Below are 26,515 nucleotides of genomic sequence, written 5' to 3'. Positions count from 1 at the left end.
TACCCGACACTTCGTTGTGTGCTTTACGGCTTTATGGTGCGCTTGGTCGGCGCACCTTTTTTTTGCGCTGAAAAAAATTGCCGGTACATGCGGCGATACATAGTTACTGCACGCTGACTTTTTCACGGGGTTAATCTGCGTCCATCTTATGGAAGAGAGAACGCCTCATGGACGACCTTCAGTCTCTGACCCTTACGCCACAATCCCGTTATCAACCGAAGCAACTTCCCCTCGGCCGGCCCGCAGCTGAATCTCAAGTGCGCAATATCAGCCAAGGTGTCCAAGGCTTGCCGCTGGTCCTGCGTCTGTCGCTGGTCGATGCGATGACCAGCGAGCCGGTCATCGGCGCGCTGGTGCGCATTCAACAGCGTGTCGATGGCGACACCAGCCTGGGCGGCAGTCAATCGACCGACAGCCATGGCATCGTCCGTTTCACCAGTATCTATCCGGATCGGCCGGCGCACGGCGCTGCTTGCCTGAAGCTGAACGTATTCATCCCCGGCGACGAAGCAGGAGCGCAAGCTCACCACGAGGCCTGGGCCGGCACCTTGCACGTCCCAGGCCGCTGCGGCTGTGAAGGTGCCGCCGAGGAGGCCTTGCAGTTGGTATTGCAGCCGATCGCCGGCGCCGATCTTGAAGACGGTGCTTTCGCCTGCCAGACCCTCGGCATCGACACCTTCGCCGTGTCGTCGCAGCTTGGCCTTGAAGGCTACGAAAAAAACTCCGGAGCGCCGTTCTAGCGCAGTTGGTCCAGCGCCCGAACCAACTGCTCCATCTCGCCAGCCGTGGTGGTCAGCCCCGGGGTGATGCGAATGCACGGCCCGCACGCGGCGCCGGTGCGCACCACGGTGAACAGGTTGAATTCGCTGAGCAGACGCTCGGCCATGGCCTGCTGATCGGCATGCCGGGTGAAGCGCAGCGCGGTGATCCCGCAATACAGTTGCGGGTCGTCCGGCGTCAGCACCTCGATGCCCGGCAGGTGCCGGACCCGGCTGACCCACAGGTTGCGCAGGTAACTCAGGCGTGGGCTTTTGGCTGCGGCGCCGCCGAGCGCGTCGTGCTCTTCGAACACCAGCGGCAAGGTCATCAGTGCCGGGATGTTCGGCGTGCTGTACGAGGTCCGCGCGCGAATATCGCTGACCGGGTAATGCATCTCGCCCATGTCCGGATCGATGTCGGCCAGACGCTGCGGGGCGATATAGATAAAGCCGAGGGTCAGCGGTGCGCCGATCCATTTGTGCAGGTTGTAACCGGCGAAAGCGATGCCCAACGCTTGCAGGTCGAATTCAATCTGGCCGAGGGCGTGGGCACCGTCGAGGATGATGTCGACGCCATGCTCTTTGGCCAGCGCGGCGATGGCTTGCACGGGCATAACCAGACCGGTGCGATGGGTGACGTGGGTCAGGGCCATCAGTTTGAGTTTTGGATGGCGGACGAAAGCCTCGCGGTAGGTTTCGAGCAGGCTGTCGAAACTGGCGGGATGGTGGTGGGCAATTTCGATGACCTCCACGCCACGCTGCTTCGCCAGCCAGCGCATGGCGCCCTTGACCGTGTCGTACTCGAGGTCGCAGATCAGTACCTGATCACCCGGTTGCAGACGATTGTAATTGCGGATCAGCGATTGCAGGCCTTCGGTGGCATTGCGCGTCAGCGCCACGCTTTGCGCGCGCACGCCAATCAGTTCGGCCAGTTGCGCGCGGATCTCAAGGTTGTCGTGCTGTTCAAAGCGCTGGCGTGCATAAATCGAGTTGCTGGCGTTGATCAGCTCGATGTTGCGCTGGTACTCCTCGATCACTGTGCGCGACATGCGCCCGAAGTAACCGTTTTCCAGATTGACCGGGCCGGGCTGCACATCGTATCGGTCGGCAAAGGTTTGCCAGAAGGCTTCGTCACGGGCGCGGCGGGTGTTGTCAGGCATTGTCGGCAAGGCTCAAGAGGGAAGGGCGCGTCAGTGGCGCGGGGCGGGTTTGCCGTGTTTGGCGCGCAGCGGCTCGAGCAGGTCGGACAGGCCGTTGTGGTCGATCTCCTGCATCAGCGCCAGCAGGCCACCGAGTTCACCGTGGGGAAAGCCTTCACGGGCGAACCAGTTCAGATAGGGGCCGGGCAGGTCGGCAATGATTCGGCCTTTGTACTTGCCGAAGGGCATTTCGCGGGTAATCAGCAGTTCGAGTTTTTCCGGATTCATCAGCACGCTTCATCGATTCACATCACAGCCTGGAAAATACAGGCATTCTGCATGCAGGCCAAATGACAGATCATGCAAAAAACCAGCATACAGATGGTTCAATCTTTCGTAATTTGTTGAAAATAAAGGATTTTTGTCCGATCAAAAAGCTGGCACGCACACTGCAATATCCCTTGCATCTTCAACCCATCGCAAGGAATTGAAAAATGACCGATATGAAAAAAGAAGCCATTTCTGTACTCAACGACCTGATTGAAACCTGCAAGGACGGTCAGGAAGGGTTCAAGACTTGCGCTGAAGACATCAAGCACCCAGAACTGAAAACACTGTTCGTGCAGCGCTCCGCCGACTGCGCTACCGCAGCTGCCGAGCTGCAGGCTCAGGTGCGTTCGCTGGGCGGTGATCCAGAGACCTCGACTAGCGTTGCCGGTGACCTGCACCGTCGCTGGGTCGACGTGAAAGCCATGTTCACCGGCAAAGACGAAGAGGCTGTGCTGAACGAAGCCGAGCGCGGTGAAGACCATGCCCTGAAGGCTTACAAAGAAGCGCTGGAAAAAATCACCAAGCACAATCTGGTGGGTATTCGTGACCTGGTTGAGCGTCAGTACCACGGCGTACAACGCAACCACGACCAGGTGAAAGCCCTGCGTAACCAGGCTCGTGCCAACTCTTAAGCTGCACTGAAACAACTGTGGGAGCGAGCCTGCTCGCGAATTCGGTGTGTCATGCAATGTTGCTTTTGCTGACACGACCACTTCGCGAGCAGGCTCGCTCCCACTTTTATTTTGTGCGACTGATCAGCCGATACTGATCGCCGGCAATGTCGGCAACGTCACCGTCTGCTGTTTACGTGGCGCGAGAATCTCCGCTTCACCATCCACTACCAATTCATCACGCTGATTGAACACGCGAGTGGCAATGCGCACACGAAACTTCGGCAGCTTCTCGAGAATTTCCAGACGCACTGTCAGCGTGTCGCCGATCTTCACCGGCTTCTGAAAGCTCATCTGCTGACCGATATAAATGGTGCCCGGCCCAGGCAATTCACAGGCCACCGCTGCACTGATCAGCGCACCGCTGAACATGCCGTGGGCGATGCGTTCCTTGAACATGCTGGCGGCGGCAAACTCGGCGTCCAGATGCACCGGGTTGTGGTCGCCTGACATCGCGGCGAACAGCTGAATGTCGCGCTCTTCGACAGTCTTGCTGTAGCTGGCGGTCTGGCCGACTTCGAGGGCTTCGTAAGGGATGTTGGTAACCTGGGTCATCGGTTTCGATTCCTGTGACGGATTTCAGTCAATCCACAAAAAATTATTCGCTGCGCTGCGGGCGCCGGTGGCTCAGGGCTTGGTCGATCCAGGCGAGCACATCGGCGGTCACTTCGTCGCGATTACTTTCATTGAACAATTCGTGCCGGGCCTGCGGGTAGATCTTCAGTTGCAGGTGCTGGCTGCCGGCCCTGCGCAAGGCATTGGCCAGATCTGTCAGACGCTTGCCCTCGCTCACCGGATCACATTCGCCGCCAATCACTAGCAGCGGCAGGCCCGGATCGATCTGCGCGAGATTGGACGCTTTGCTGATTTGCTGCAAGCCGCCGAGCAGGTCGATCCACAGCTGATTGGTGCAGCGAAAGCCGCACAACGGGTCGGCGGCGTACTTGTCGACCTCGGCCGGATCGCGGCTCAGCCAGTCGAAACGGGTGCGCACCGGTTTGAATTTATTGTTGAACGAGCCGAACGACAGCCACTCGATCAACGCACTGCGGCCCTTGCCGCCCTGACGCAGTTTTTCCAGCCGGGCAATCTGCCGGGCGGCGCGATACAGCGCCACTGGCTGGTAATTCGAGCCACTGAGAATCGCCCCGTGCAGACTGGCACTGTGGTGCAACAAATAGCCTTGGGCGATGTAGCTGCCCATGCTGTGGCCGAGCAGGATGATCGGCACGCCGGGATGTTGCTGGCCGATATGCTGGTTGAGGCTGGCCAGATCGCCAACCACCTTGCACCAGCCATCGTCATCGGCGAAATGGCCAAGGGTGCCTTTGTCAGCGGTGCGACCATGGCCGCGCAGATCCGGTGCGTAAACACCATAGTCTTTGTCGCAAAACGTGTCAGCGAGCCGCGCATAGCGAGCGCTGTGTTCGGCCATGCCATGGGCGACGAGAATCACCGCTTTCAATGGCGTCGCTGGTAGCCAGCGGTTGACGTACAGGCGGCTGCGGTCACTCGCGTCCAGCCAGAAGGTGTCGTGGGTCATGGCGATTCCTTTGCTCAGCATCGCCACAGTGTATAGCGCGTCTGATCAGCTCATGCCACGGCAGGAAGATTCACGGGATCAATGAGGGCTTGCGTCATATTTGCCTCAATGGCCATAGCTGCTAGTGTCCGTGAAGCTCCGCTTTGTGCTTTTCGCCTTCCATGGACGAAGCAGAAACGACAGAAAGCGGCTCCCGGATCGGCTCAGGTAAAGAGGACAAGAACAATGCAACCTGATTTCTGGAATGACAAACGCCCGGCCGGCGTACCGCTGGACATCGACATGGGCGAGTTCAAGTCGGTCATCGAAGTGTTTGAGCGTTCCTGCAAGAAGTTCGCTGACCGCCCGGCGTTCAGCAGCATGGGCATCACCCTGACCTACGCCGAACTCGAACGCCAGAGCGCGGCGTTCGCCGGTTACCTGCAGGCCCATACCGATCTGGTGCCGGGGGATCGCATTGCGGTGCAGATGCCCAACGTCCTGCATTATCCGATTGCCGTGTTCGGCGCGCTGCGCGCCGGGCTGATCGTGGTCAATACCAACCCGTTGTACACGCCACGGGAAATGCGCCACCAGTTCAAGGATTCCGGCGCACGCGCACTGGTCTACCTGAATCTGTTCGGGCAAAAAGTCCAGGAAGTGCTGCCCGACACCGACATCCAATATTTGATCGAAGCGAAGATGGGCGACCTGATGCCCACCGCCAAAGGCTGGCTGGTCAACACCGTGGTCAGCAAAGTGAAGAAACTGGTTCCCGAGTATTCGCTGCCGCAAGCGACCTCGTTCAAAAGCGCGCTGCGCATGGGCCGCGGCCTGGGCATCAAACCGCTGAACGTCGGTCTCGATGACATCGCCGTGCTGCAATACACCGGCGGCACCACCGGCCTGGCCAAGGGCGCGATGCTCACCCACGGCAATCTGGTGGCGAACATGCAGCAGGTGCGCGCCTGCCTCGCCCAGCTCGGGCCGGACGGCCAGCCGCTATTGCGCGAGGGCCAGGAGGTGATGATCGCGCCGCTGCCGCTGTACCACATCTATGCCTTTACTGCGAATTGCATGTGCATGATGGTGTCCGGCAACCACAACGTGTTGATCTCCAATCCGCGCGACATCGCCGGCTTCATCAAGGAACTGAAGAACTGGCGTTTCTCGGCGCTGCTGGGTTTGAACACCTTGTTCGTTGCGCTGATGGATCACCCTGACTTCAAGACCTTGGATTTCTCCAGTCTGAAGCTGACCAACTCCGGCGGCACCGCGCTGGTCAAGGCCACCGCCGAGCGCTGGGAGCAGATGACCGGTTGCCGTATCACCGAAGGCTACGGCCTGACCGAAACCTCGCCAGTGGCCTGCACCAACCCTTACGGCGATCAGTCGCGGCTGGGCACTGTCGGCCTGCCGGTGCCGGGTACGCTGGTGAAAATCATCAACGATGACGGCGTCGAACAGCCGCTGGGCGAGCGCGGCGAGCTGTGCATCAAAGGCCCGCAGATCATGAAGGGCTACTGGAACAAACCCGAAGCCACCGCCGAAGTGCTGGATGCCGAAGGCTGGTTCAAGTCCGGCGACATCGCCGTGATCGACCCGGACGGTTTTGTGCGGATCGTCGATCGCAAGAAGGACATGATCATTGTCTCCGGCTTCAACGTGTACCCCAACGAAATCGAAGACGTAGTCATGGCCCACCCGAAAGTCGCCAACTGCGCGGTCATCGGCGTGCCGGACGAGCGTTCGGGAGAGGCGGTGAAGCTGTTTGTGGTAGCGCGGGAGAGCGGGGTCAGCCTGGAAGAGCTGAAGGCGTACTGCAAAGAGAATTTCACGGCCTACAAGGTGCCGAAACACATCGTGTTGCGTGAGTCGTTGCCGATGACGCCTGTAGGGAAAATTCTGCGGCGCGAGTTGCGGGATATCGCATAAAGGTTAGGAGCGAAAAGATCGCAGCCTTCGGCAGCTCCTACAGGAAACGCATTCCAAATGCAGGAGCTGCCGAAGGCTGCGATCTTTTGCTTTTACACCCCATGACTACGGGGCTTTCACAGGGTAATAGGATTTTTGCTCTAAAATGACCGCTGGCAAGTCTTGAGTCATCAATATGACTGTAGGGGCCTCTTTTGGCTCTGGTCGACCCTTGGCAAAGCTGCTACTCTCGGCGCGCTTTGTGACTTCTCGGCCTGTAAAACGCCGGATTCACCAATACAAAACACACACCAATAATAATCGCATCAAATGCGGTGAAGAATTCGCGTTGCTGAGGAGTGGGCTTCCATGATCGAAGACTTTTGGAAGGATAAGTACCCGGCTGGAATCGCAGCCGAGATCAATCCAGACGAGTATCCGAACATTCAGGCAGTGTTGAAGCAATCCTGCCAACGCTTCGCCAACAAACCGGCTTTCAGCAACCTCGGCAAGACAATCACCTACGGTGAGCTGTACGAGCTGTCCGGTGCCTTTGCCGCGTATCTGCAACAGCATACCGACTTGCAGCCCGGCGATCGAATCGCCGTGCAACTGCCCAACGTCCTGCAGTACCCGGTCGCGGTCTTCGGTGCCATTCGCGCCGGGCTGATCGTGGTCAACACCAACCCGCTGTACACCGCGCGGGAAATGGAACACCAATTCAACGACTCCGGCGCCAAAGCCCTGGTGTGCCTGGCGAACATGGCGCACCTGGCCGAAGCCGTGGTGCCGAAGACCGGCGTCAAGCACGTCATCGTCACCGAAGTCGCCGACCTGCTGCCGCCGATCAAGCGCCTGCTGATCAACAGCGTCATCAAGTACGTGAAGAAAATGGTCCCGGCCTATCACTTGCCCAAAGCCATCAAATTCAACGACGTCCTGAGCAAGGGCCACGGCCAGCCAGTGGCCGAAGCCAACCCGGACAGCGGCGATGTCGCAGTGCTGCAATACACCGGCGGCACCACCGGCGTGGCCAAGGGCGCGATGCTGACGCACCGCAACCTGGTCGCCAACATGCTGCAATGCAAGGCGCTGATGGGCTCCAACCTCAACGAAGGCTGCGAGATCCTGATCACGCCGCTGCCGCTGTATCACATCTACGCGTTCACCTTTCATTGCATGGCGATGATGCTGATCGGCAACCACAACATCCTGATCAGCAACCCGCGTGACCTGCCGGCGATGGTCAAGGAACTGTCGAAGTGGAAGTTCAGCGGTTTTGTCGGTCTGAACACGCTGTTCGTGGCGCTGTGCAACAACGAAGGTTTCCGCAAGCTGGATTTTTCCGCGCTGAAAGTTACCCTGTCCGGCGGCATGGCCCTGCAACTGGCCGCAGCCGAGCGCTGGAAAGCCGTGACCGGTTGCGCCATCTGCGAAGGCTACGGCATGACCGAAACAAGCCCGGTGGCCACGGTCAACCCGATCCAGCACATCCAGATCGGCACCATCGGCATTCCGGTGCCGTCGACCCTGTGCAAAGTCATCGACGATGCCGGTGTCGAACAGCCGCTGGGCGAAATCGGCGAGTTGTGCGTCAAAGGCCCGCAAGTGATGAAGGGTTACTGGCAGCGTCAGGAAGCCACCGATGAAATGCTCGACAGCGACGGCTGGCTGAAAACCGGTGACATCGCGCTGATCCAGCCGGACGGCTACATGCGCATCGTCGATCGCAAGAAGGACATGATTCTGGTGTCTGGCTTCAACGTCTATCCGAACGAACTGGAAGACGTGCTGGCGACTTTGCCCGGCGTGTTGCAGTGCGCGGCGATCGGTGTGCCGGACGAGAAATCGGGTGAGGCGATCAAGATTTTCATCGTTGCCAAACCGGGCGTGACCCTGACCAAAGAGCAGGTCATGGACCACATGCGCGCCAACGTCACCGGCTACAAGGTGCCGCGTTCGGTGGAATTCCGCGACGCACTGCCGACCACCAACGTCGGCAAGATCCTGCGCCGCGAGTTGCGGGATGAAGAGCTGAAGAAGATCAAGGCCAAGTCTGCCGCGTAAATAAAAAGCCCCGCAGATGCGGGGCTTTTTGTTGGTGCGTGACTTTAGACTTGTATCAACTGTGAAGCCGCCTTCGCGAGCAGGCTCGCTCCCACATTTGACCGTGTTGCAACTGGCGAACGCGGTTGAGTGTGGGAGCGAGCCTGCTCGCGAAGCTGTTACTGACGAAACGGTGCAAAGTTAACGTTGGTCCCCGCCGGTCGCATGTCCTGCAGGTACGAATCCTTGTCCGCACTCAATTCCAGGCTCAACGCCGCCTTGCGCTTGCCTTCATTGCGAATCACCAGGCCTTCGAGCTTTTCGCGCAGGAACACCGTGGGTACTTTCAGGTGCAGCAACTCATCGGTGGCCGGGGTGTGCAGCAGCAAGTGAATCCACTCGTACTGACCGATGGCCAAGCGCGACACCGGCAGGTCGAACCACCAGATATTGCGGTTGCGGTTCAGTTCGGCGAAGTGGCAGTTGTTGGTGCCGAGCACGGCGCCGCCCAGTTCCTGGTTGCGACGGGCGATGGCCTGGGTTTTATTGAGCTTCATGACATTCCTGCGAATCGGTGTGCCGGGCTCAGCGCCCGTAGGCTGAGCATTCTCGGGGCAACGCCGGCAAACATAAAGCGCAACCTGCATGCCTCGACGAAATGCCGGCAAAATAAATGAAACTCGGCGCAAAGCGCACCGGTCAATCGTTACGTAATGACTTTTCTTCCCTTTATGCTTCACGGAGAAACACCATGAGTAGCACAGGCGATAAAGTAAAAGGCATGGCCAACGAAGCCGTCGGCAATATCAAGCAAGGCGTCGGCAAAGCTACTGACAACGACAAGATGCGCGCCGAAGGCAAGGTTCAAGAGAAAAAGGGCGAAGCCCAGCAAGCGGTCGGCAACGCCAAGGACGCGGTGAAAAAAGGCGTCGACAAGGCGTAAGCGAGCCTTGAACGAATCACACGAGCGGCCATCCAAGGATGGCCGTTTTTGTATCAGAACCCTGCGGTCATCCGCCGAAGGATCGCCAAGTAGGCTACCTTGAGGTAAAAAACGGCCCCTGAGTCGCCACGACTTCAACCTTTTGCGGCGCAAGGAGACGCGAATGATATTTCCGGACATGAAAGGTCTGCCCCTGCACCGGGTGATGGTGCGCACGGTCACTGAGTTCGTCGATGACGAAATGTCGACCTACGCCTCGGCACTGGCCTACCAGATGCTGTTCTCGCTTTTCCCGTTCATTCTTTTCCTGATCGCCCTGATCGGTTTCCTGCACCTGCCGGATTTCTTCTCCTGGCTGCGTCTGCAATCCGAACTGGTGCTGCCGCCGCAGGCGCTGGAGCAGGTCAACCCGGTGATCGACCAGTTGCAGCAATCCAAGGGTGGCCTGCTGTCCATCGGTATCGTGATCGCCCTGTACACCGCGTCCGCCGGCGTGCGCCTGATGATGAGCGCGATGAATGCCGCCTACGACGTGGTCGAAGGCCGGCCGATCTGGAAGCGTTTTCCCCTGTCGATCGTCTACACCGTCGGCATCGCCGGCATGCTGCTGATCGCTGCTGCGCTGATGGTGCTCGGGCCGCAGGTGATGGGCTGGATTGCCGCACAAGTGGGGCTGGAATACTTCATCGTCACGGTGTGGACGATCGCCCGCTGGCCGGTGATCGTGATTCTGATGATGGTCGCGGTGGCGCTGATCTATTACGTGATGCCCGACGTCAAACAGGAATTCCGTTTCATCACCCCAGGTTCAGTGCTGGCCGTGGTGGTGTGGATCCTTGCCTCATTGGGTTTTGCCTTTTACGTGAAAACCTTCGCCAACTACAACGCGATGTATGGCAGCATCGGGGCGATCATCGTGCTCTTGCTGTATTTCTACATTTCCTCCGCAGTCCTGTTGCTCGGCGCGGAGATGAACGCGGTGATCGAGCACATGTCCGCCGAAGGCAAGGAAAAGGGCGAAAAAGCCCCTGGCGAGCCCGACGAATCCCCCAAACAACACGTCTCGGGCTTGGGCCGCGATCATTCGCTCAAGCCGGACACTGATGAAGCGCGACCATGATTCGTGAAATTCTCAAAATGGGTGACGAGCGCCTGCTGCGCATCGCCGCGCCGGTGCCACCGGAAATGTTCAACAGCGCCGAGCTCTGGCAATTGATCGACGACATGTTCCAGACCATGGAAAGCGTCGGCGGTGTTGGCCTCGCGGCGCCGCAGATCGGCGTCGATCTGCAACTGGTGATCTTCGGCTTCGAACACAGCGAGCGTTACCCGGATGCTGAAGCAGTGCCGCAGACGATCCTGATCAATCCGCTGATCACGCCGTTGAATCCGCTGATGGAAGAGGGCTTCGAAGGCTGTCTTTCGGTGCCGGGCCTGCGCGGCGCGGTGGATCGTTATCAGCAGATTCGCTACGAAGGCTTTGATCCGAAGGGCGAGCCGATCGTGCGCGTGGCCTCGGGGTTTCATGCACGGGTGGTGCAGCATGAATGCGATCACCTGATCGGCCGGCTGTATCCGTCGCGGATTACCGACTTCAGCAAGTTCGGCTTTACCGAAGTGCTTTTCCCGGATCTTGATCCCAACGCTGACGACTGATTGTCAGAACACCATCAACCCCTGTGGGAGCGAGCCTGCTCGCGAACGCGGAGTATCAGAACCAAATTCGGCGCTGACACACCGCATTCGCGAGCAGGCTCGCTCCCACAGGGTTTCAGCGTAAATCTGCGGGATTGAGCCCCATCGCAATCATCGGCTTGCTCCGCGCGTACCGGCTCAATCGCTCGGCCATCGCCTGCGGCAGCGGCGGATCGAAGCTGAACCCACGCCGCTCATAAAACCCGCGCAAATCCGGATGGCAAAACAGCCACACCGGCTCGTCCACCTGGGCAACCGCCGCTGCGATCAACTGCGCAGCTACACCTTGTTCCCGACACTGCGGATCGACAAACAACCCCGTCAGCCAGTGTCCGCCCGAGACTGGCCGCAGGCACAGCGCCGCAACGATCTCGCCGCGCCTTGCCACCCACAGCTGCGCCTCGCGCACGGCTTTCATCGACGACTGGTGGCTGCGGTAGAACTTGTTCATCAGCGGCCACAACGATTCGTCGAGCTGGCTGTAGTGGATGTCGGACATGATTCGGGCTGTCGCTGCGAAAAGCGCCGATTATAAAAGAACGCGCGCTTCGGGATAGGTGTATACCTGAACTCACACCCCTGTGAGTGGAGTACCGATCATGTCCAAAGGTATGGATTCAAAGAAAGCCGCGAAGAAGAAGCCGGCCAAGACCGCGATTGAAAAACGCGCGGAGAAGAAAGCCAAGAAGGTCGATATTTTCGGCCATTGATCAAACCATGCGGAAGCCCGGTTCACGGGCTCCCGCCTCGCTGGCGAAAACGTCCGTTTTCACCACACTGTTTCCCGCGCTGAACCGTTTCTTGTGCAAAAAGTGCCAGATACTGGCCGACTAGTGGCCTTGCGCCCGGCGTCGGGATGGCTATGCTTTGCAGGTAACTAACCATGTCGACCGTCATGCCACCAGGCCGACGGCACAGGTTGGTCCGTGATTCATGCTGCCAGAGTGCGCAATTCAAGGCACCGACACTGAACCAACAAGGAGCGTCACCAACATGGAAGTTCTTCACGTTAGGGCTGGCCCGAGTGCGGGCTATCAAGAAAAGGATGTCTTGATCAGAGCGTCGCTGCAGGGACCCTCCGATTGATCATCATTTATTACCTGACAACTTCCTCCTGTGGAGGAAGGCGTGTGCCTGTTCTGTGGAACGTAGTGGTGGATCTTGAAAGACCTGAACTTTCATCAAATCAAAAGAACGCGCGGAAGGTGATACAACCATGTTCAACCTACATCACAAGGCTGACCTGCGGGAAATCGAGCGTTTCAGCTGTGCGCTGACCGAGGCCAACGCGAAAATCGAAGCGATCAGCCGCTCGATGGCGATGATCGAGTTCACTCCGGACGGCATCGTTCTCGACGCCAACGAGAACTTCTGCAAGACCATGGGCTACAGCGCCGAAGAAGTGCGCGGCAAACACCATCGGATTTTCTGTGAAGAAAGCTTTTATCGCAGCGAGGACTACGCGAAGTTGTGGCGCGACCTGGCTCGTGGTGAACCGCTCAGCGGCACTTTTCTGCGCCTGAACAAGAGCGGCCGCGAGATCTGGCTCGAAGCCAGTTACATGCCGGTGTTCGGGCCAGACAAACAGGTCAGAAGTGTGATCAAGGTTGCGGCGGACATCACCGCGCGCATCAACAAAGAACATGAAGAAGAAGCCATGCTGGCAGCGATCGGCCGTTCCATGGCGGTGATCGAGTTCACTCCCGAAGGCAATGTCATCCGCGCCAACGACAACTTCCTGCAGACCATGCAGTACGCGCACCCTGAAATTGTCGGCCAGCACCACAGCCTGTTCTGTCACCGTGCCGAAGCCGAATCTGCGCAGTACAAGGCGTTCTGGGCTTCGCTCAATCGCGGCGAATATCACTCGCACCGTTTCGAGCGAAAGAACAAATCCGGCCAGATGGTTTATCTGGAAGCCTCGTATAACCCGCTGTTCGACGCCAAAGGCCGCCTGTACAAAGTGGTGAAGTTTGCCAGCGACATCACTCGGCAAATGACCACTCTGCAGAACGCTGCTGAATCGGCCCACAGCACCTCGGTACAAAACGACGCCTGCGCGCAAAAAGGCTCACAAGTCGTGCAGCAGACCGTGCAGATCATTCAGGACATTTCCCGCGATCTGAACGAAGCGGCGGTGAGCATCGATGCGGTCAGCAAACAGTCGGACATCATCGGCACCATCGTCCAGACCATTCGCGGCATTGCCGATCAGACCAACCTGCTGGCACTCAATGCCGCGATCGAAGCGGCGCGCGCCGGTGAGCATGGACGCGGTTTCGCGGTTGTCGCCGATGAGGTACGCAGCCTCGCCGCGCGCACCAGTCAGGCCACTCTGGAAATTGTCGACGTGGTGCGCAAGAACCACGACCTGTCGCTGAGCGCAGTGTCGAGCATGCAGTCGAGTCTGAGCCGAACCGGGCTGGGCGTGGAACTGGCCAACGAAGCGGGCGAGGTGATCCTGGAAATCCAGCAAGGCTCGCGGCATGTGGTGGATGCGATCAGCCAGTTCAATGAAACCCTGCAATTGAACTGAGCTGTTTCAACGTCACCAATAACCAATGTGGGAGCGAGCCTGCTCGCGAAAGCGTTATGTCAGCCAGCACATGCCTTTCTGACACGACGCCTTCGCGAGCAGGCTCGCTCCCACAGTTGAGTCCTGCGTTGGCCTTCAACGATGGGCAATATTTTCCAGTGCCAGATTACGCGTACGCGGGCCGAACCAGCCGATGGTCAGCATCACGATCAGCATGCTGCTGACGATAAACGCCAGTACCCCCGGCGTGCCGAAAGTATCCAGGAACATGCCGATCAGCAGACTGCTGAACACCGTCGACAAGCGACTGAACGAATAGCAGAACCCGACCGCGCGGGCGCGGATGTTGGTCGGGAACAGTTCGCTTTGATAGGAGTGATAACTGAAGCTCAGCCAGGCGTTGCAGAAGGTGATCATCACCCCGCAGAAGATCAGCCCGAACGCGCTGGTCTGCAGGGCGAACAGGGTGCCGAAGGTCATCGCGCCGAGGGCCGAGCCGACGATCTGCCATTTGTTTTCGAAGCGGTTGGCGAACTTCACGAACAGCAACGGCCCGAGCGGGTAGGCGAGGGTGATGATGAAGGCGTACATCAAACTGTGGGTGACGCTCACACCTTGCCCCGAAAGCAGCGCCGGCAACCAGTTGCCGAAACCGAAGAAACCGATCGCCTGAAAGATGTGGAAGACGATCAACATCAACGCGCGGCGGCGGTACGGCGGCTGCCAGATATCGGCGAAACGGCCCTTGCCTTCGACATCGACTGACACCGGTTCCGGCGCATCCAGCGCTTTTCCGTAATCCTTGGCGCAGCGCGCTTCGAGATGGTCGAGGATCCGGTTGGCCTCATCGAACCGACCGTGTTGCGCCAGCCAGCGCGGCGATTCCGGCAGACGCTTGCGCAGCCACCAGATAAACAGCGCAAACACCGCGCTGGCCAGCACCACCCAACGCCAGCCGGACACCCCGAACGGCGCTTGCGGCACCAGCCACCACGACATCAAGGCCACCGCCGGCACCGAGAGGAACTGCACGAAAAACGCAAAGGCGAACGCCGAGCTGCGCATGCGTTTAGGGACCAGTTCCGAGAGGTAGGCATCGATCGTCACCAATTCGATACCCAAGCCGATGCCGACCAGAAAACGCATGCCGATGATGCCCAGCGCTGAGGTCTGGATCCCCATCAGCACTGTCGCCACCGTGTACCAGATCAGCGCGAAGGTGAAGATTGCCCGGCGACCGAAACGATCCGCCAACGGACTGAGCAGGCTGGCGCCGAGGAACAGGCCGAGGAACGTCGCCGAGGCGAACGCCGCCTGATCGGAGAAACCGAACACGCCTTGCTTGCCCGTGGCGAACAAGCCGTCGCGAATCAGCCCGGGACTGATGTAGGCGGTCTGGAACAGATCGTAGAGTTCGAAAAATCCGCCGATCGACAGCAGCGCCACCAGACGCCAGATGGTAGCAACAGCGGGCAGCCGATCAATGCGGGCGGAAATTTCGGCGGCGCGTACCGGGTCGATGCCATCACTGGGCGCGGCGGCGGGAGCGTGAGCAGTCATAAGCTGATCCATTTTTTATTGATGGAAAAGCTTAGCCTGCTATCGGAATTGATGGATTGTGAATATCAGCGGTTTACCCGGTCAAACCGCTGATTTCTCGCAATATCTGCTTACGAATTAGCGATTTATGCCGCAGCGGCAGAATCCGGTAGCGCCGAGTTCGGCAAACCGAAGATCCGGTCGAACAGCCAGTTGAACACGAAGGTGTAGCACGGGATGAAAATGATCAGTGCCAGATCCAGCAGGAACGCCTGCACCAGACTGATGTTCATCCACCACGCGATCAACGGAATCAGAAACACGATCAGCGTCAGTTGAAAGCCGACCGCGTGGGCGATACGCCGTTTGACCGTACGGGTGCGCGAGATCTGGCGACTTTCCCAGCGCTCGAACAACGAGGTGTAAATGAAGTTCCAGGTCACGGCGATGCTGGTGATGATCACCGCCAGCGGCCCGGTGCTGCCCGGCGATGTGCCCGATAACAGTGCCAGACCAAGTGCCGAGAAGGTCATGCCGATCACTTCGTAGAGCGACACGTAGACCAGTTTGCGTTTCACGCCTTGCATGCAGATTTGCCTCTTTCTTGCCGAATGTTGGCCAGCAGGGCTGGCGAAGGCGGCGAAAGATAGCTTCAATAGACCTGACAGAAAAAGTCGGTAGCTTTCAGTTTTATTGATAGGTGAGGCATTTGAATTTCAGCAGCGACAGCATCGAATTGTTTCTCGCGGTGATCGAACGCGGCTCGTTTTCCGCTGCCGCACGGCAGTTGGGCAAGGTGCCGTCGGCTGTGAGCATGGGCATTGCCAATCTTGAAGCGGAACTCGGTTACCCGTTGTTCGACCGCAGCCACCGCGAGCCGCAACCCACGGCGATGGCGCAGTCGTTGGTGCCGCACGCGCGACTGATCGCCGAGCAGCTCAAGCAGTTGCAGGTGCACGCGGTGGAGCTGTCGCTGGGGCTGGAAAGCAGGTTGTCGATCGGCGTGATCGCGGACATTGATCGGCGGCGCTTGCTGGCAGCGATCAAGGTGATTGCCGAGCGGCATCCGTTGCTCGATATCGAAGTGCTGACTGCGCCACAGGATGATGTGCTGGCGATGTTGCACAGTGGCCGGGTCAGCGTGTGTCTGGCGTTCGCCGGTTTGAGCGTGAATGCGCTGGAGCGGTTTCAGTTTGTCGGCAGCGAACGCATGATCGCCACGCTGGCGGCGGACAGTCCGTTGTTGCGGGGGCGGGATGTGTTTCTCGAAGATCTGGTGCAAGTGCGGCAGATCATCGTCGCCAGCCGCGACTTGCCGATCAGCGAGACGCGGCCATTGGTGGCTGAATCTTACTGGCGTACGGACAATCTCGAGACGGCAATGGAAATGGTTGAAGCGGGATTGGGTTGGGGGAATTTTCCGCTGTCGGTGGTGCAGCCGTGGCTGGACGCGGGACGCTTGAAACGGCTGAATTTTCGCAACATCGAAAATGGCCTGGTGCTGCCGGTGCACGCGGTGTGGCTCAAGAGCCAGCCATTGCAGAAGGGTGCGCAGGCGTTGGTTGACCTGCTCAGCCATTGAATTTGGTAAAGATCCCCTGTGGGAGCGAGCCTGCTCGCGAAGGCCTCGTGTCAGCTGCATCAAAGCTGACTTACCCACCGCTTTCGCGAGCAGGCTCGCTCCCACAAGGGTTGTGTTGCAACTCAGCATTTGTGAAGGGTCAGGTACTCTCGCGAACCTTCAGCTCAAACCCCATATCCTCCATCGGCCGCGCCACTTTGTTACCCGCCATCAACGTGAGCATCTGCTCCGCCGCGCGCCGGCCGATCGCCTCACGGGGGGTGTTGATGCTGCTCAGGCGCGGCACCATGTGTTCGGACATCGGCAAGTCGTTGAAACCGAGGATCGCCACTTGCTCGGGAATTCTGATGCCATTGCGCAACGCTTCCAGCAGCGCACCCTGGGCCAGGTCATCGTTGCCAAAGAAGATCGCATCGACGTCCGGATGCGCCGCCAGCAATTGCAGGAACAGCTCGCCGCCCAAGCCCACCGACGAAGCACGCGGTGTCAGCACTTCCAGGTCCGGGTCGTAACGGCCTGCCTTCTGCAATGCTTTGCGGAAACCCTCACCGCGCAGCAAGGTGCGCTGGTCCAGCTGCGCGCCGATGTACGCCAGACGCTTGCGTCCACGAGACAGAAGATGTTCGGCGGCAGTTTCCCCGGCGCTCAACTGCGAGAAACCCACGCAATTGACTCCGGCAGCACTGTCCAGCTCCATCATGTACACGCAAGGAATGTTGCTGGCCTCGATCATCCGCCGCGAACTTTCCGTGCGATCAAAACCGGTCAGCAGAAAGCCGCGCGGCTGATAAGCCATGTAATTGCGCAGCAGGTTTTCTTCTTCATCGCGCGAATAGTGGAAGTTGCCGATCAGCACTTCGAAGCCCTTGGGCGTCAGCACCCGATGAATGGCTTCCAGCGTGTCGATGAACAGCAGGTTGGACAGCGACGGCACCAGTACCACCACCGAATGGCTCTGCGCCGAGGCCAGTGCGCGGGCGGCGGGGTTGACCACATAGTTGAGTTCGAGCGCGGCTTTCTGCACTTTTTCCACCAGTTCGGTGGCTACCGTGCTCACCCCGCGCAAGGCACGCGAGGCAGTGATCGGGCTGACGCCGGCCAGGCGGGCTACTTCGTTGAGGGTCGGACGGCCGGTGGTGCGGGTATTTTTATCGTTCTTGGGGGAGGTCATCGGGCGGCTTGCCAAACAAAAATCAAGGCACTAAGGTAGCGCTGTCCTGATGCAGCTGCAAATGCGTGAGCGCGGTCCTGCCTGATCAGTGCTCTTTGGCGTTAGGAACAAACCTGCTGCAACCCAAAAAAACGACAAGAAGGCGTCGGCAACTTCTGCCTGTGCACTAGAGTCATAGCTAGCAAAGGTAGCGCTGTCTGCGCGCTGAGGTGTTATATGAGTCATCCCATCACCGCCCTGGTCATCATGGGCGTTGCCGGTTGCGGCAAGACGTGCGTCAGCCAGGCCCTGTGCCAATTGAGCGGCGCCACTGCCATTGAAGGCGATACTTTCCATCCGGCCGCGAACATCGAAAAGATGAGCGCGGGGATCCCCCTGAACGACGAAGACCGCGCCGGCTGGCTCGACAGCCTGTGCGATGAACTGCGTCGCGTCGATGCCCAAGGCCAGCGCCCGGTGTTGACCTGCTCCGCCCTTAAACACAGCTATCGCGAACGTCTGCGCAGTGCCTTGCCGGGCCTGGGTTTCGTGTTTCTTGAATTGACTCCGGAAGTCGCCGCCGAGCGTGTATCGCACCGCCCGGGCCACTTCATGCCGGCGACGTTGATCGAAAGCCAGTTCGCCACGCTCGAATCGCCCAAGGGCGAGCCGCTGACCCTGGCGCTCAATGCCTCGATTCACAGCGTCGAAGAGCTGGCCCTGCAGGCTCACGTCTGGTGGCAGGCCAACGGCCTGAAACAGGCGATATGAGCATGTTGAAAAAGACAGCGCTGTCCTCCCGACTTCTGTTCAACCCGCTTTAATAACAACAACAATCCAGGAGACACCCCCCATGTTTGGCATGTCCCACGAGACGTTCCTGCTGCTCGATGCGGTGGTCACGGTAATCGGCCTGATTATCCTGATCACCAAGTTCAAGATTCACCCGTTCATTGCCCTGACCATCGCCGCCGCCTTCCTCGGCCTGACTTCCGGCATGCCGATCAATACCATCATCAAGGCGTTCCAGGACGGCTTCGGTGGCGTGCTCGGTTTCGTCGGCATCATCCTCGCCCTGGGCACCATGCTCGGCAAAATGATGGCCGAATCCGGCGGCGCCGATCAGATCGCCCAGACCCTGATCCGCGCCTTCGGCAAGGACAAGGTGCAGTGGGCGATGATGTTCGCTGCGTTCCTGGTGGGTATCCCGCTGTTCTTCGAAATCGGCTTCGTGCTGCTGATTCCGCTGGTATTCATCGTTGCGCGTCGCACTGGCGTATCGATCATCAAGATCGGTATCCCGCTGCTCGCCGGCCTCTCTGCGGTGCACGGTCTGGTACCGCCGCACCCAGGCCCGCTGCTGGCCATCGGCGTGTTCGGCGCTGACATCGGCAAGACCATTCTCTACGGTCTGATCGTCGCACTGCCGACCGCCATCATTGCCGGTCCGATCTTCGGTACCTTCATTGCCAAGCACATCCCGGGTCACCCGAATCAGGAGCTGGTCGATCAACTGGCCCGCGAAAACGATTCGGCCGACCTGCCGAGCTTCAGCATCACTCTGGTCACCGTGCTGTTGCCGGTGTTCCTGATGCTGCTGAAAACCTTCGCTGACGTGGCACTGCCGGACGGCAACTTCTTCCGCATCTGGATGGACATGATCGGCCACCCGATCTCCGCATTGCTGCTGGCGTTGCTGCTGTCGCTGTACACCTTTGGCTACAAGCAGGGCATCGGTTCCAACCAGATGCTCAAGTGGCTCGACGCGAGTCTGGCGCCAACCGCCGCGATCATTCTGATCATTGGTGCGGGCGGTGGCTTCAAGCAGATGCTGGTGACCAGCGGCGTGGGTGACGTGATCGGCCACATGGCGGTCAGCGCGCAGATTTCGCCGATCCTGCTGGCCTGGCTGGTAGCGGCGGTGATCCGTATCGCAACCGGTTCGGCCACTGTGGCGACCATCACTGGCGCCGGCATTGTGGTGCCGGTTGTCGGCATGATTCCGGGCGTCAACCGTGAGCTGCTGGTGCTGGCCACCGGCGCCGGTTCGCTGATCCTGTCCCACGTCAACGACGCCGGTTTCTGGCTGGTCAAGCAGTACTTCAACATGACCGTGGCCGAAACCTTCAAGACCTGGACCGCGATGGAAACCATTCTGTCGGTGGTGGGCCTGGGCTTTATCCTGCTGTTGTCGCTGTTCGTTTAAGCGGCAGTTTGCAGGCACAAAAAAACCGCAGCGATGCGGTTTTTTTGTGTCTTGATTTCACGGTTTGATCGTTCCCACGCTCCGCGTGGGAATGTAGCCCGGGACGCTCCGCGTCCCAAAGCGGACGCAGAGCGTCCATTGAGGCATTCCCACGCAGAGCGTGGGAACGATCAGACCGCTTTCGCGAGCAGGCTCGCTCCCACAGGGGGCAGGTGTCAGGCAGGAGATTTCGGATTGAAGCCATCCGCGCGGAACATCCCGCGAATCCCGCGCACGGCCTGACGAATCCGATCCTGGTTTTCGATCAGGGCGAAGCGCACGTGATCATCGCCGTATTCGCCAAAACCCACGCCCGGCGAAACGCAGACCTTGGCCTCGGCCAGCAGTTTCTTGGCGAACTCCAGCGAACCCAGATGCGCATACGCCTCGGGAATCTTCGCCCAGACGTACATCGACGCTTTCGGGTTCTCGACCATCCAGCCCAGCTCATGCAGGCCTTTGACCAGCACGTTGCGACGCTGACGATACTGCTCGGCGATGTCGCGCACGCATTGCTGATCACCTTCGAGCGCAGCAATCGCCGCCACTTGCAGCGGAGTGAAGGTGCCGTAGTCGTGGTAGCTCTTGATCCGCGCCAGAGCGCTGACAAGTTCCGGGTTGCCAACCATGAAACCGATGCGCCAGCCGGCCATGTTGTAGCTCTTGGACAGAGTGAAAAACTCCACCGCAATGTCCTTGGCCCCGGGCACCTGCATGATCGACGGCGCTTTCCAGCCGTCGTAGACGATGTCGGCGTAAGCCAGGTCGTGGATGACCAAAACGTCGTACTGCTTGGCGAGGGCGATCACCCGTTCGAAGAAGTCCAGCTCCACGCACTGCGCGGTCGGATTGGACGGGAAGCCGAGGATCATCATTTTTGGCTTGGGGATCGAACCGCGAATGGCGCGCTCCAGCTCATCGAAGAAATCCACCCCCGGCACCAGCGGCACCGAACGCACCTGGGCGCCGGCAATCACCGCACCGTAGATGTGAATCGGATAGCTCGGGTTCGGCACCAGCACCGTGTCGCCCTGGTCCAGGGTCGCGAGCATCAAATGCGCCAGGCCTTCCTTGGAGCCGATGGTGACGATGGCTTCGCTTTCCGGGTCGATATCGACTTCGTAGCGCTGCTTGTACCAGTTGGAAATCGCCCGGCGCAGGCGTGGAATGCCCTTGGACGTCGAGTAACCGTGGGTGTCCTCACGTTGGGCGACCTGCACCAGTTTTTCGACAATGTGCGGCGGCGTGGCGCCGTCGGGATTGCCCATGCTCAGGTCGATGATGTCTTCACCACGGCGGCGAGCGGCCATCTTCAGTTCGGCGGTGATGTTGAAAACGTAAGGGGGGAGTCGATCTATGCGCGCAAAGCGGCGCGGCGAACCTTGTTCGGCCATTGTTGCCTCGGATAACGTAAGCGCCCGGAACCGTCCGAGCGACGCTGGTCACTGCGGTGACCTGTGGCGGAAGATAAGGGCAGTGATGGCATACTGTCCAGCGCGGTTGTAAACATTTTTTTCAAGGAAAATCGGTCAATGGAATTCACCAGCGGCTTCTTGCTGAGCCTTTCGCTGTGCCTGGATATCGGCGTAGCCAACATCGCGATGATCACCCTGGCCATGCAGCGCGGCTACTTTCAGGGCTTCGCTCTGGGCCTGGGCACCTGCGTCGGCGACCTGATTTACGCGGTGCTGGCCTTGGCCGGCATGACTGTTTTGCTGCAATACGAAACCGTGCGCTGGGTGCTGTGGATTGGCGGTTCGGCGCTGCTGATCTACTTCGCGGCGAAGATGATTTATTCGGCGATCCACCACGAAGCGCTGCTGGCGGAAACGGCGGAAGTGGGGCAGAACTCCCATCGCAAGGAATTCTTTCGCGGCATCTTTCTCGCGATGTCGTCGCCGAGTGCGATTCTCTGGTTTGCTGCTGTCGGCGGTACGTTGATCGCCCGATCCGGTGGCGGTGGTCCGTTGAGTTCGGCGCTGTTTCTCGGTGGTTTTCTCTGCGCCGGGCTGCTCTGGTCGGCCGGTCTGTGCTTCGCCGCAAGCCACGGCGGCAAGCTGCTGGGCGACAAGCTGCTGCGCTACTCCTATCTGGCATCGGCGGCGATCTTCTGCTATTTCGCGGTGTACGTGATCGTTTCCGGCTACAACGAGTTTGTCGGCTCGGGCGCCGTCGAGCAGTTGCACTCGCTGTAAACGTGCGAAACGGGTCGGGCTTTCTATACTCCCAGCCGAATCCACTATTCCGTTCTGAGGAGTCGCGTCATGGATGAACAACAACGCGTCGAGATAGCCGAGCCTCGCTTCGAACACGGGCAATTTCTGCTGATTGCCGGTTTCGGCGGGCGATTCACTCAGGAGACCACCGAAGACATTCCCGCGTTGTGGGAAAAACTGATCCCGCACTTGGGGAAAATCCCCGCGCAAGTCAATGAAGTGACCTACGGCGTTTGCTGCAACGCGGACGGCGAGGGCGGTTTCGAATACATCGCCGGGGTGCAGATCGACAAGCTCGACGACCTGCCGGAAAAGTACCGCTGGGTTGAAATCCAGCCGCAGAAATATGCGGTGTTCGAGCACAAGGGGTCACTGGCGCAACTCCCTGACACTTTCCAGTACATCTGGAACACCTGGCTGCCGCAGTCCGGTTACGAAGCGGCGGACGCCCCGGAATTCGAGCGCTACAGCGAGGATTACAACCCGAAACTCAATACCGGCACCCTGGAAATCTGGCTGCCGATCAAGGCCTGAGCGGCGTGACAATCGAGGCGGAGCATGTCCGCCCCGGTGGTTCTGCTTTATGCTGGCGGGCCTTGTTTCCACAGATTCTCGAGTTGCCATGAACACCGTGATCCGCAACGTCAGCGCCGCCGACCTCGACCGCTGCTACGCCATCGAAACCATCGCCTACGAGGGCGACGAAGCCGCCACCCGCGAGAAGATCGCCACGCGCATTGCCACTTGGCCGGACGGCTTCATCGTCGCCGAGGTGGACGGCGTGGTCGCCGGTTTCATCAATTCCGGCGCGGCGTTCGACGTGCAGATGTCCGACGAAGCCTTCAAGGAATTGATCGGCCACGACCCGAAAGGCCCGAACGTGGTGATCATGTCGGTGGTGGTGCACCCGGATTACCAAGGGCAGGGCCTGGCCAAGCGCCTGCTCGGCGAATTCATCGAGCGCATGCGTGGGATGGACAAAGCGACAATTCATCTGATGTGCAAAGAGCAACACATTGCGGTGTACGCCGGGTTTGGCTTTGCTTACATCAAACCGTCGGAGTCCGACCACGGCGGCATGGCGTGGCACGAGATGATCCTGACCCTCTGAAGCCAACACCTATCGAAACTGCCTGATCGTTCCCACGCTCCGCGTGGTAATGCAGCCGGGGACGCTCCGCGTCCCAAAAGCGTGACGCAGAGCGTCACAAAGAGGCGTTCCCACGCGGAGCGTGGGAACGATCAGGGGATACTCAGAAGAACAGCCCCATCCGCCGCTCGTAACCGATCCGGCCCTTGTACGCCTCGCCGCTGTCGACATAGCCATGCTTGGCGTACAGCGCAATCGCCGCCTCGTTATCAGCGTCCACCGACAATTCCAGTCCTTTGATTTCCGGCCACGCTTCACGGGCGACAGCGGGCAGCGCTTGCAGGCAGGCCTTGCCATAACCCATGCCCTGCGCACGGCGATCGACCTGCAAGGCATGCAATGTGGCGCTGTGTTCGTCGGCCCAGTCGGGCAACACCGGCGGGCGCTTGAGCAGCAGAAACGCTACCGGTACGTCGTCCGCCAGCAGGGCAAAACCCTTTACGCCGGGGCCGGGTTTCGACAGCAGGGTGTGCAAGGCACCGTGGATGTCGCCGGAGAATTTGATCTGCTCGGGGTGGATTTCAATGGCCTCGACTTGCTGACGCTGTAAAGGGCTGAGGCTGTCGTAAGGCACGAGTTGGGCTGACACGGGAATTTCCTTTTTCCTACAAAGAGTGAGCCTCGGATTCTAGCGAGATTGTCGTCGGCGAAATTTTTTTGTTTGCCCTGTCGATCCGCGCATTGGGCAAACGACTAAGGGTGTCTTCACAACAAAAACCACGGAGAACACCATGAGCGCACAAAGCGAGATCCAGACTCTGATCAACACCTATCGCGAAGCGGTAATGGCCAAGGACGTCGAGAAAGTCATGGCCCTGTACGCCGACGACATCGTCTCGTTCGATGCGATCAAGGCCCTGCAATTCAAAGGCAAAGCGGCGTACCGCGCGCACTGGGTCGAGTGCATGGAAATGTGCCCCGGCCCGCACATCTTCGAGTTCCACGAAATCGCCATCGAAAGTGCCGACAACATCGCTTTCGCCCATTGGGTAGCCAACTGCGGCGGCACCAATGACAAAGGCGAAACCCAGAGTTGCTGGATGCGTGTCACCGCCTGTTACCGGCAAATCGGCGGGGCGTGGAAGATTGCCCACGAGCACTGGTCGGCACCGTTCGATCCGATGAGCGGCGCGACGCTGTTCGATGTGCAGCCCTGATCTTCAGCCATAGTTGATCCGTTCGAATCAGGAGATCGCCATGAAATATCTATGCCTGGTCTACAGCGATGAACGCCTGCTGCACACCTCGCCCGACAGCCCGGAGGACGCCGAATGCTGGGCCTACGCCGAGTCGATTCAGGGCAGCGGGCGGATGATCGCCGCTGAAGCGCTGGAATCGGTAGAGACCGCCACCACGGTACGCATGCGCAACGGCAAGGTGTCGATCACCGACGGGCCTTTCGCTGAAACCAAGGAGCAACTGGCCGGTTTTTACCTGATCGATGCCAAGGATCTCAACGAAGCGATTCAGGTGGCCGGCAACATTCCGGCAGCGCGGGTCGGCAGCGTTGAAGTGCGTCCGGTGCGGCAGTTGAATGTCTGACGTCAGGGCGCGGGTGGAGCAGGTCTACCGCGAGGATTCGCGGCGGATTCTGGCCACGCTGATCCGCCTGCTCGGTGATTTCGACCTCGCCGAAGAAGCCTTGCACGAGGCGTTCTTCGTCGCGGTCGAGCGCTGGCAGCGCGACGGCGTGCCGGACAACCCGCGCACCTGGCTGGTCTCGACCGGACGTTTCAAAGCCATCGATGTGCTGCGCCGGCGCGCCCGGTTCAAGGCGTCGCAACCGTTGCTGCTGGCACAACTCGATGAGCTGGAACAGGCTGACTGGAGTGGCGAAGACGTGGAAGACGATCGCTTGCGGCTGATCTTCACCTGCTGCCACCCGGCACTGGCGGCGGATGCGCAGGTGCCGCTGACCTTGCGCGAAGTCTGCGACCTCACCACCGAGGAAATCGCCCGTGCTTTTCTCTCGGCGCCGGCGGCGATTGCCCAGCGTATCGTCCGCGCGAAAGCGAAGATCCGCGACGCGAAAATCCCTTATCAAGTACCCACGCTGAACGAATTGCCCGAGCGCCTCGACAGCGTGTTGCGGGTGATTTATCTGGTGTTCAACGAGGGTTATTCGGCATCGGTCGGCACTGAGCTGACCCGCGAGGACCTGACGCGCGAAGCGATTCGCCTAGGGCGCTTGTTGATGGAGTTGCTGCCTGAGCCGGAAGTCATGGGTCTGCTGGCGCTGATGCTGCTGCACGAATCACGTCGACCGGCGCGCACTTCGCCGAGCGGTGAACTGGTATTGCTCGACGATCAGGATCGCTCGTTGTGGAATGCCGGGTTGATGGCCGAAGGCTGCGCGCTGGTCGAGAGCGCGCTGAGCACGCGGCGTTTCGGGCCATATTGTCTGCAAGCGGCGATTGCAGCGGTGCATGCGGAAGCGCCGTCAGCGGCGGAAACGGACTGGCAGCAGATTGTCGGTCTGTATGACGTGCTGCTGCGCGCGGTGCCGTCGCCGGTGATCGAGCTGAACCGCGCGGTGGCGGTGGCCAAACGGGATGGAGCGTTGGCCGGGTTGTTGTTGGTTGAAGGGATTTTGGCGCGTGGGGAGTTGCAGGATTACCACTTGGCGCATTCGGCGCGGGCGGAGTTTTGCCGGCAATTGGGCCGAGTGGAGCAGGCGCGGGCGGCGTATCAGCGGGCGCTGGAGCTGACGCGGCAGGAGCCGGAGCGGCGGTTTATTCGAGGACGGATCATGGCGCTGGAAATGCTCTGACCTTGGCGCTCTGGCGATTGTGGGCAGTCTGTGGATTGCCCTCACCCTAACCCTCTCCCAAAGGGAGAGGGGACTGATCGGGGGATATTGGAGGGATTCACCGACTTGAACGAATTGTCTTGAATCCATAATCGATAAGGTTTTTCAGGTCGATGCATAACGCCAGACACTTCGGTCGGCCCCCTCTCCCAAAGGGAGAGGGGGCTGATTGGGGATATTGGAGGGATTCACCGACTTGAACGAATTGTCTTGAATCCATAATCGATAAGGTTTTTCAGGTCGATGCATAACGCCAGACACTTCGGTCGG

The 26,515-nt window shown here is 59.4% G+C and carries 28 protein-coding genes and 1 pseudogene; 18 read left to right on the top strand and 11 right to left on the bottom strand.

Features of this window, described 5'->3' with window-relative positions:
* The first annotated feature begins 167 nt into the window (after nucleotides 1–167).
* Nucleotides 168–740, top strand: coding sequence for a hypothetical protein (locus tag AC0Z5Z_RS25555; protein ID WP_485611805.1), 573 nt, complete (start codon nucleotides 168–170; stop codon nucleotides 738–740).
* On the opposite strand, the gene AC0Z5Z_RS25550 is transcribed toward AC0Z5Z_RS25555, so the two are convergent.
* Together AC0Z5Z_RS25550 and AC0Z5Z_RS25545 are read right to left on the bottom strand one after the other, a co-directional pair.
* Nucleotides 737–1,918 carry an aminotransferase class V-fold PLP-dependent enzyme gene (locus tag AC0Z5Z_RS25550; RefSeq protein ID WP_460161221.1) on the bottom strand — a complete coding sequence of 394 codons (1,182 nt, stop codon included), beginning with the start codon at nucleotides 1,916–1,918 and terminating at the stop codon, nucleotides 737–739. The two genes, AC0Z5Z_RS25555 and AC0Z5Z_RS25550, sit on opposite strands and share 4 nt — an antisense overlap.
* A 30-nt stretch (nucleotides 1,919–1,948) precedes the next feature.
* Entirely contained in the window at nucleotides 1,949–2,185 is a 237-nt protein-coding gene (locus AC0Z5Z_RS25545; RefSeq protein WP_003227425.1) for a DUF3820 family protein, read from the bottom strand.
* A 206-nt stretch (nucleotides 2,186–2,391) separates the two neighbouring features.
* Here AC0Z5Z_RS25545 and AC0Z5Z_RS25540 point away from each other — a divergent pair, with 206 nt between their 5' ends.
* Nucleotides 2,392–2,859 (top strand): ferritin-like domain-containing protein, encoded by a 468-nt coding sequence (locus AC0Z5Z_RS25540; RefSeq protein WP_485611804.1) that lies wholly within the window; start codon nucleotides 2,392–2,394, stop codon nucleotides 2,857–2,859.
* A gap of 123 nt (nucleotides 2,860–2,982) precedes the next feature.
* Here the strand turns inward: AC0Z5Z_RS25540 and AC0Z5Z_RS25535 are convergent, their stop codons facing one another.
* A complete protein-coding gene (locus AC0Z5Z_RS25535; protein ID WP_003227420.1) occupies nucleotides 2,983–3,453 on the bottom strand; it encodes a MaoC family dehydratase in 471 nt (156 codons plus the stop codon).
* A gap of 43 nt (nucleotides 3,454–3,496) precedes the next feature.
* Nucleotides 3,497–4,441 carry a lysophospholipase gene (locus AC0Z5Z_RS25530; RefSeq protein ID WP_485611803.1) on the bottom strand — a complete coding sequence of 315 codons (945 nt, stop codon included), beginning with the start codon at nucleotides 4,439–4,441 and terminating at the stop codon, nucleotides 3,497–3,499.
* A 225-nt stretch (nucleotides 4,442–4,666) separates the two neighbouring features.
* On the opposite strand from AC0Z5Z_RS25530, the gene fadD2 reads away from it, so the two are divergent.
* Both fadD2 and fadD1 read left to right on the top strand, forming a co-directional pair.
* Nucleotides 4,667–6,355 carry a long-chain-fatty-acid--CoA ligase FadD2 gene (gene fadD2 / locus AC0Z5Z_RS25525; protein WP_024014054.1) on the top strand — a complete coding sequence of 563 codons (1,689 nt, stop codon included), beginning with the start codon at nucleotides 4,667–4,669 and terminating at the stop codon, nucleotides 6,353–6,355.
* Nucleotides 6,356–6,703: 348 nt separating this feature from the next.
* Complete coding sequence (gene fadD1, locus AC0Z5Z_RS25520) at nucleotides 6,704–8,401, top strand: long-chain-fatty-acid--CoA ligase FadD1 (RefSeq protein WP_024014053.1); 1,698 nt, start codon at nucleotides 6,704–6,706, stop codon at nucleotides 8,399–8,401.
* A 158-nt stretch (nucleotides 8,402–8,559) separates the two neighbouring features.
* Here fadD1 and AC0Z5Z_RS25515 read toward each other — a convergent pair whose 3' ends face one another.
* Nucleotides 8,560–8,937, bottom strand: a complete 378-nt coding sequence (locus tag AC0Z5Z_RS25515) for a hypothetical protein (RefSeq protein WP_016775519.1) — start codon at nucleotides 8,935–8,937, stop codon at nucleotides 8,560–8,562.
* A 194-nt stretch (nucleotides 8,938–9,131) separates the two neighbouring features.
* Here AC0Z5Z_RS25515 and AC0Z5Z_RS25510 point away from each other — a divergent pair, with 194 nt between their 5' ends.
* The 3 genes from AC0Z5Z_RS25510 (at nucleotide 9,132) to def (ending at nucleotide 10,979) form a co-directional block, all read left to right on the top strand.
* On the top strand, nucleotides 9,132–9,323 hold the full coding sequence (locus tag AC0Z5Z_RS25510) for a CsbD family protein (RefSeq protein ID WP_016775518.1): 192 nt from the start codon (nucleotides 9,132–9,134) through the stop codon (nucleotides 9,321–9,323).
* Between the two features lie 163 nt (nucleotides 9,324–9,486).
* Nucleotides 9,487–10,443, top strand: coding sequence for a YihY/virulence factor BrkB family protein (locus AC0Z5Z_RS25505; RefSeq protein ID WP_041479188.1), 957 nt, complete (start codon nucleotides 9,487–9,489; stop codon nucleotides 10,441–10,443).
* Nucleotides 10,440–10,979 carry a peptide deformylase gene (gene def / locus AC0Z5Z_RS25500; protein ID WP_041479189.1) on the top strand — a complete coding sequence of 180 codons (540 nt, stop codon included), beginning with the start codon at nucleotides 10,440–10,442 and terminating at the stop codon, nucleotides 10,977–10,979. Before AC0Z5Z_RS25505 ends, def begins: the two co-directional genes overlap by 4 nt.
* A 115-nt stretch (nucleotides 10,980–11,094) precedes the next feature.
* On the opposite strand, the gene AC0Z5Z_RS25495 is transcribed toward def, so the two are convergent.
* Nucleotides 11,095–11,517 carry a GNAT family N-acetyltransferase gene (locus AC0Z5Z_RS25495; protein ID WP_056787980.1) on the bottom strand — a complete coding sequence of 141 codons (423 nt, stop codon included), beginning with the start codon at nucleotides 11,515–11,517 and terminating at the stop codon, nucleotides 11,095–11,097.
* A gap of 717 nt (nucleotides 11,518–12,234) precedes the next feature.
* Between AC0Z5Z_RS25495 and AC0Z5Z_RS25490 the strand changes: the two are divergent.
* Both AC0Z5Z_RS25490 and AC0Z5Z_RS25485 read left to right on the top strand, forming a co-directional pair.
* Nucleotides 12,235–13,008 (top strand): annotated as a pseudogene (locus AC0Z5Z_RS25490) (PAS domain-containing protein); the annotation flags it as partial.
* A gap of 6 nt (nucleotides 13,009–13,014) precedes the next feature.
* Nucleotides 13,015–13,554 carry a methyl-accepting chemotaxis protein gene (locus tag AC0Z5Z_RS25485; protein ID WP_223259141.1) on the top strand — a complete coding sequence of 180 codons (540 nt, stop codon included), beginning with the start codon at nucleotides 13,015–13,017 and terminating at the stop codon, nucleotides 13,552–13,554.
* Between the two features lie 135 nt (nucleotides 13,555–13,689).
* On the opposite strand, the gene AC0Z5Z_RS25480 is transcribed toward AC0Z5Z_RS25485, so the two are convergent.
* Nucleotides 13,690–15,114 (bottom strand): MFS transporter, encoded by a 1,425-nt coding sequence (locus tag AC0Z5Z_RS25480; RefSeq protein WP_130928862.1) that lies wholly within the window; start codon nucleotides 15,112–15,114, stop codon nucleotides 13,690–13,692.
* A gap of 125 nt (nucleotides 15,115–15,239) precedes the next feature.
* A complete protein-coding gene (locus AC0Z5Z_RS25475) occupies nucleotides 15,240–15,680 on the bottom strand; it encodes a PACE efflux transporter (protein WP_041479195.1) in 441 nt (146 codons plus the stop codon).
* Between the two features lie 122 nt (nucleotides 15,681–15,802).
* Here AC0Z5Z_RS25475 and AC0Z5Z_RS25470 point away from each other — a divergent pair, with 122 nt between their 5' ends.
* Nucleotides 15,803–16,675, top strand: coding sequence for a LysR family transcriptional regulator (locus AC0Z5Z_RS25470; protein WP_485611802.1), 873 nt, complete (start codon nucleotides 15,803–15,805; stop codon nucleotides 16,673–16,675).
* Between the two features lie 139 nt (nucleotides 16,676–16,814).
* Here AC0Z5Z_RS25470 and gntR read toward each other — a convergent pair whose 3' ends face one another.
* Complete coding sequence (gene gntR / locus AC0Z5Z_RS25465) at nucleotides 16,815–17,846, bottom strand: HTH-type transcriptional regulator GntR (protein ID WP_485611801.1); 1,032 nt, start codon at nucleotides 17,844–17,846, stop codon at nucleotides 16,815–16,817.
* Nucleotides 17,847–18,062: 216 nt separating this feature from the next.
* On the opposite strand from gntR, the gene AC0Z5Z_RS25460 reads away from it, so the two are divergent.
* Both AC0Z5Z_RS25460 and AC0Z5Z_RS25455 read left to right on the top strand, forming a co-directional pair.
* Nucleotides 18,063–18,596, top strand: coding sequence for a gluconokinase (locus AC0Z5Z_RS25460; RefSeq protein ID WP_485611800.1), 534 nt, complete (start codon nucleotides 18,063–18,065; stop codon nucleotides 18,594–18,596).
* Between the two features lie 82 nt (nucleotides 18,597–18,678).
* Nucleotides 18,679–20,031 carry a GntP family permease gene (locus tag AC0Z5Z_RS25455; protein ID WP_485611799.1) on the top strand — a complete coding sequence of 451 codons (1,353 nt, stop codon included), beginning with the start codon at nucleotides 18,679–18,681 and terminating at the stop codon, nucleotides 20,029–20,031.
* Between the two features lie 215 nt (nucleotides 20,032–20,246).
* Here AC0Z5Z_RS25455 and alaC read toward each other — a convergent pair whose 3' ends face one another.
* The gene (alaC, locus tag AC0Z5Z_RS25450) at nucleotides 20,247–21,464 is read right to left on the bottom strand and encodes an alanine transaminase (protein WP_056787993.1); all 1,218 of its coding nucleotides are present in this window, start codon (nucleotides 21,462–21,464) and stop codon (nucleotides 20,247–20,249) included.
* 138 nt (nucleotides 21,465–21,602) lie between these two features.
* Here alaC and AC0Z5Z_RS25445 point away from each other — a divergent pair, with 138 nt between their 5' ends.
* From AC0Z5Z_RS25445 to AC0Z5Z_RS25435, 3 genes are all read left to right on the top strand, one after another.
* Nucleotides 21,603–22,265 carry a LysE family translocator gene (locus AC0Z5Z_RS25445; protein WP_016773553.1) on the top strand — a complete coding sequence of 221 codons (663 nt, stop codon included), beginning with the start codon at nucleotides 21,603–21,605 and terminating at the stop codon, nucleotides 22,263–22,265.
* Nucleotides 22,266–22,334: 69 nt separating this feature from the next.
* Nucleotides 22,335–22,820, top strand: a complete 486-nt coding sequence (locus AC0Z5Z_RS25440) for a GyrI-like domain-containing protein (protein ID WP_151552947.1) — start codon at nucleotides 22,335–22,337, stop codon at nucleotides 22,818–22,820.
* Between the two features lie 88 nt (nucleotides 22,821–22,908).
* Nucleotides 22,909–23,397 (top strand): GNAT family N-acetyltransferase, encoded by a 489-nt coding sequence (locus AC0Z5Z_RS25435; RefSeq protein WP_485611798.1) that lies wholly within the window; start codon nucleotides 22,909–22,911, stop codon nucleotides 23,395–23,397.
* A gap of 142 nt (nucleotides 23,398–23,539) precedes the next feature.
* On the opposite strand, the gene AC0Z5Z_RS25430 is transcribed toward AC0Z5Z_RS25435, so the two are convergent.
* A complete protein-coding gene (locus tag AC0Z5Z_RS25430) occupies nucleotides 23,540–24,025 on the bottom strand; it encodes a GNAT family N-acetyltransferase (RefSeq protein ID WP_056788001.1) in 486 nt (161 codons plus the stop codon).
* A gap of 142 nt (nucleotides 24,026–24,167) precedes the next feature.
* Here AC0Z5Z_RS25430 and AC0Z5Z_RS25425 point away from each other — a divergent pair, with 142 nt between their 5' ends.
* The 3 genes from AC0Z5Z_RS25425 to AC0Z5Z_RS25415 are packed head-to-tail and all read left to right on the top strand — an operon-like array spanning nucleotide 24,168 to nucleotide 26,206.
* Complete coding sequence (locus tag AC0Z5Z_RS25425) at nucleotides 24,168–24,593, top strand: YybH family protein (RefSeq protein ID WP_056788004.1); 426 nt, start codon at nucleotides 24,168–24,170, stop codon at nucleotides 24,591–24,593.
* Between the two features lie 40 nt (nucleotides 24,594–24,633).
* Nucleotides 24,634–24,978, top strand: coding sequence for a YciI family protein (locus AC0Z5Z_RS25420; RefSeq protein ID WP_039758054.1), 345 nt, complete (start codon nucleotides 24,634–24,636; stop codon nucleotides 24,976–24,978).
* Complete coding sequence (locus AC0Z5Z_RS25415) at nucleotides 24,971–26,206, top strand: RNA polymerase sigma factor (RefSeq protein ID WP_258707098.1); 1,236 nt, start codon at nucleotides 24,971–24,973, stop codon at nucleotides 26,204–26,206. Before AC0Z5Z_RS25420 ends, AC0Z5Z_RS25415 begins: the two co-directional genes overlap by 8 nt.
* Nucleotides 26,207–26,515 lie beyond the last annotated feature (309 nt).

This window comes from Pseudomonas sp. 1L-E-NC-VB-C3 (genome assembly GCF_057291535.1).
The sequence above is the reverse complement of the archived record's forward strand: the minus strand, read 5'-3'. Positions and strand labels throughout refer to the sequence as shown.

Excerpts from the sequence above, each read along its gene's own strand:
- AC0Z5Z_RS25440 (WP_151552947.1), top strand. The coding sequence starts at position 22,335 with ATGGATGAACAACAACGCGTCGAGATAGCCGAGCCTCGCTTCGAACAC.
- AC0Z5Z_RS25485 (WP_223259141.1), top strand. The coding sequence starts at position 13,015 with ATGACCACTCTGCAGAACGCTGCTGAATCGGCCCACAGCACCTCGGTA.
- AC0Z5Z_RS25420 (WP_039758054.1), top strand. The coding sequence starts at position 24,634 with ATGAAATATCTATGCCTGGTCTACAGCGATGAACGCCTGCTGCACACC.
- AC0Z5Z_RS25550 (WP_460161221.1), bottom strand. The coding sequence starts at position 1,918 with ATGCCTGACAACACCCGCCGCGCCCGTGACGAAGCCTTCTGGCAAACC.
- AC0Z5Z_RS25475 (WP_041479195.1), bottom strand. The coding sequence starts at position 15,680 with ATGCAAGGCGTGAAACGCAAACTGGTCTACGTGTCGCTCTACGAAGTG.
- AC0Z5Z_RS25545 (WP_003227425.1), bottom strand. The coding sequence starts at position 2,185 with ATGAATCCGGAAAAACTCGAACTGCTGATTACCCGCGAAATGCCCTTC.
- AC0Z5Z_RS25505 (WP_041479188.1), top strand. The coding sequence starts at position 9,487 with ATGATATTTCCGGACATGAAAGGTCTGCCCCTGCACCGGGTGATGGTG.
- AC0Z5Z_RS25530 (WP_485611803.1), bottom strand. The coding sequence starts at position 4,441 with ATGACCCACGACACCTTCTGGCTGGACGCGAGTGACCGCAGCCGCCTG.
- AC0Z5Z_RS25415 (WP_258707098.1), top strand. The coding sequence starts at position 24,971 with ATGTCTGACGTCAGGGCGCGGGTGGAGCAGGTCTACCGCGAGGATTCG.
- AC0Z5Z_RS25425 (WP_056788004.1), top strand. The coding sequence starts at position 24,168 with ATGAGCGCACAAAGCGAGATCCAGACTCTGATCAACACCTATCGCGAA.
- AC0Z5Z_RS25455 (WP_485611799.1), top strand. The coding sequence starts at position 18,679 with ATGTTTGGCATGTCCCACGAGACGTTCCTGCTGCTCGATGCGGTGGTC.
- fadD2 (WP_024014054.1), top strand. The coding sequence starts at position 4,667 with ATGCAACCTGATTTCTGGAATGACAAACGCCCGGCCGGCGTACCGCTG.
- AC0Z5Z_RS25535 (WP_003227420.1), bottom strand. The coding sequence starts at position 3,453 with ATGACCCAGGTTACCAACATCCCTTACGAAGCCCTCGAAGTCGGCCAG.
- AC0Z5Z_RS25480 (WP_130928862.1), bottom strand. The coding sequence starts at position 15,114 with ATGACTGCTCACGCTCCCGCCGCCGCGCCCAGTGATGGCATCGACCCG.
- AC0Z5Z_RS25495 (WP_056787980.1), bottom strand. The coding sequence starts at position 11,517 with ATGTCCGACATCCACTACAGCCAGCTCGACGAATCGTTGTGGCCGCTG.
- AC0Z5Z_RS25540 (WP_485611804.1), top strand. The coding sequence starts at position 2,392 with ATGACCGATATGAAAAAAGAAGCCATTTCTGTACTCAACGACCTGATT.
- AC0Z5Z_RS25460 (WP_485611800.1), top strand. The coding sequence starts at position 18,063 with ATGAGTCATCCCATCACCGCCCTGGTCATCATGGGCGTTGCCGGTTGC.
- alaC (WP_056787993.1), bottom strand. The coding sequence starts at position 21,464 with ATGGCCGAACAAGGTTCGCCGCGCCGCTTTGCGCGCATAGATCGACTC.
- def (WP_041479189.1), top strand. The coding sequence starts at position 10,440 with ATGATTCGTGAAATTCTCAAAATGGGTGACGAGCGCCTGCTGCGCATC.
- AC0Z5Z_RS25555 (WP_485611805.1), top strand. The coding sequence starts at position 168 with ATGGACGACCTTCAGTCTCTGACCCTTACGCCACAATCCCGTTATCAA.
- AC0Z5Z_RS25445 (WP_016773553.1), top strand. The coding sequence starts at position 21,603 with ATGGAATTCACCAGCGGCTTCTTGCTGAGCCTTTCGCTGTGCCTGGAT.
- AC0Z5Z_RS25435 (WP_485611798.1), top strand. The coding sequence starts at position 22,909 with ATGAACACCGTGATCCGCAACGTCAGCGCCGCCGACCTCGACCGCTGC.
- AC0Z5Z_RS25515 (WP_016775519.1), bottom strand. The coding sequence starts at position 8,937 with ATGAAGCTCAATAAAACCCAGGCCATCGCCCGTCGCAACCAGGAACTG.
- fadD1 (WP_024014053.1), top strand. The coding sequence starts at position 6,704 with ATGATCGAAGACTTTTGGAAGGATAAGTACCCGGCTGGAATCGCAGCC.
- AC0Z5Z_RS25510 (WP_016775518.1), top strand. The coding sequence starts at position 9,132 with ATGAGTAGCACAGGCGATAAAGTAAAAGGCATGGCCAACGAAGCCGTC.
- gntR (WP_485611801.1), bottom strand. The coding sequence starts at position 17,846 with ATGACCTCCCCCAAGAACGATAAAAATACCCGCACCACCGGCCGTCCG.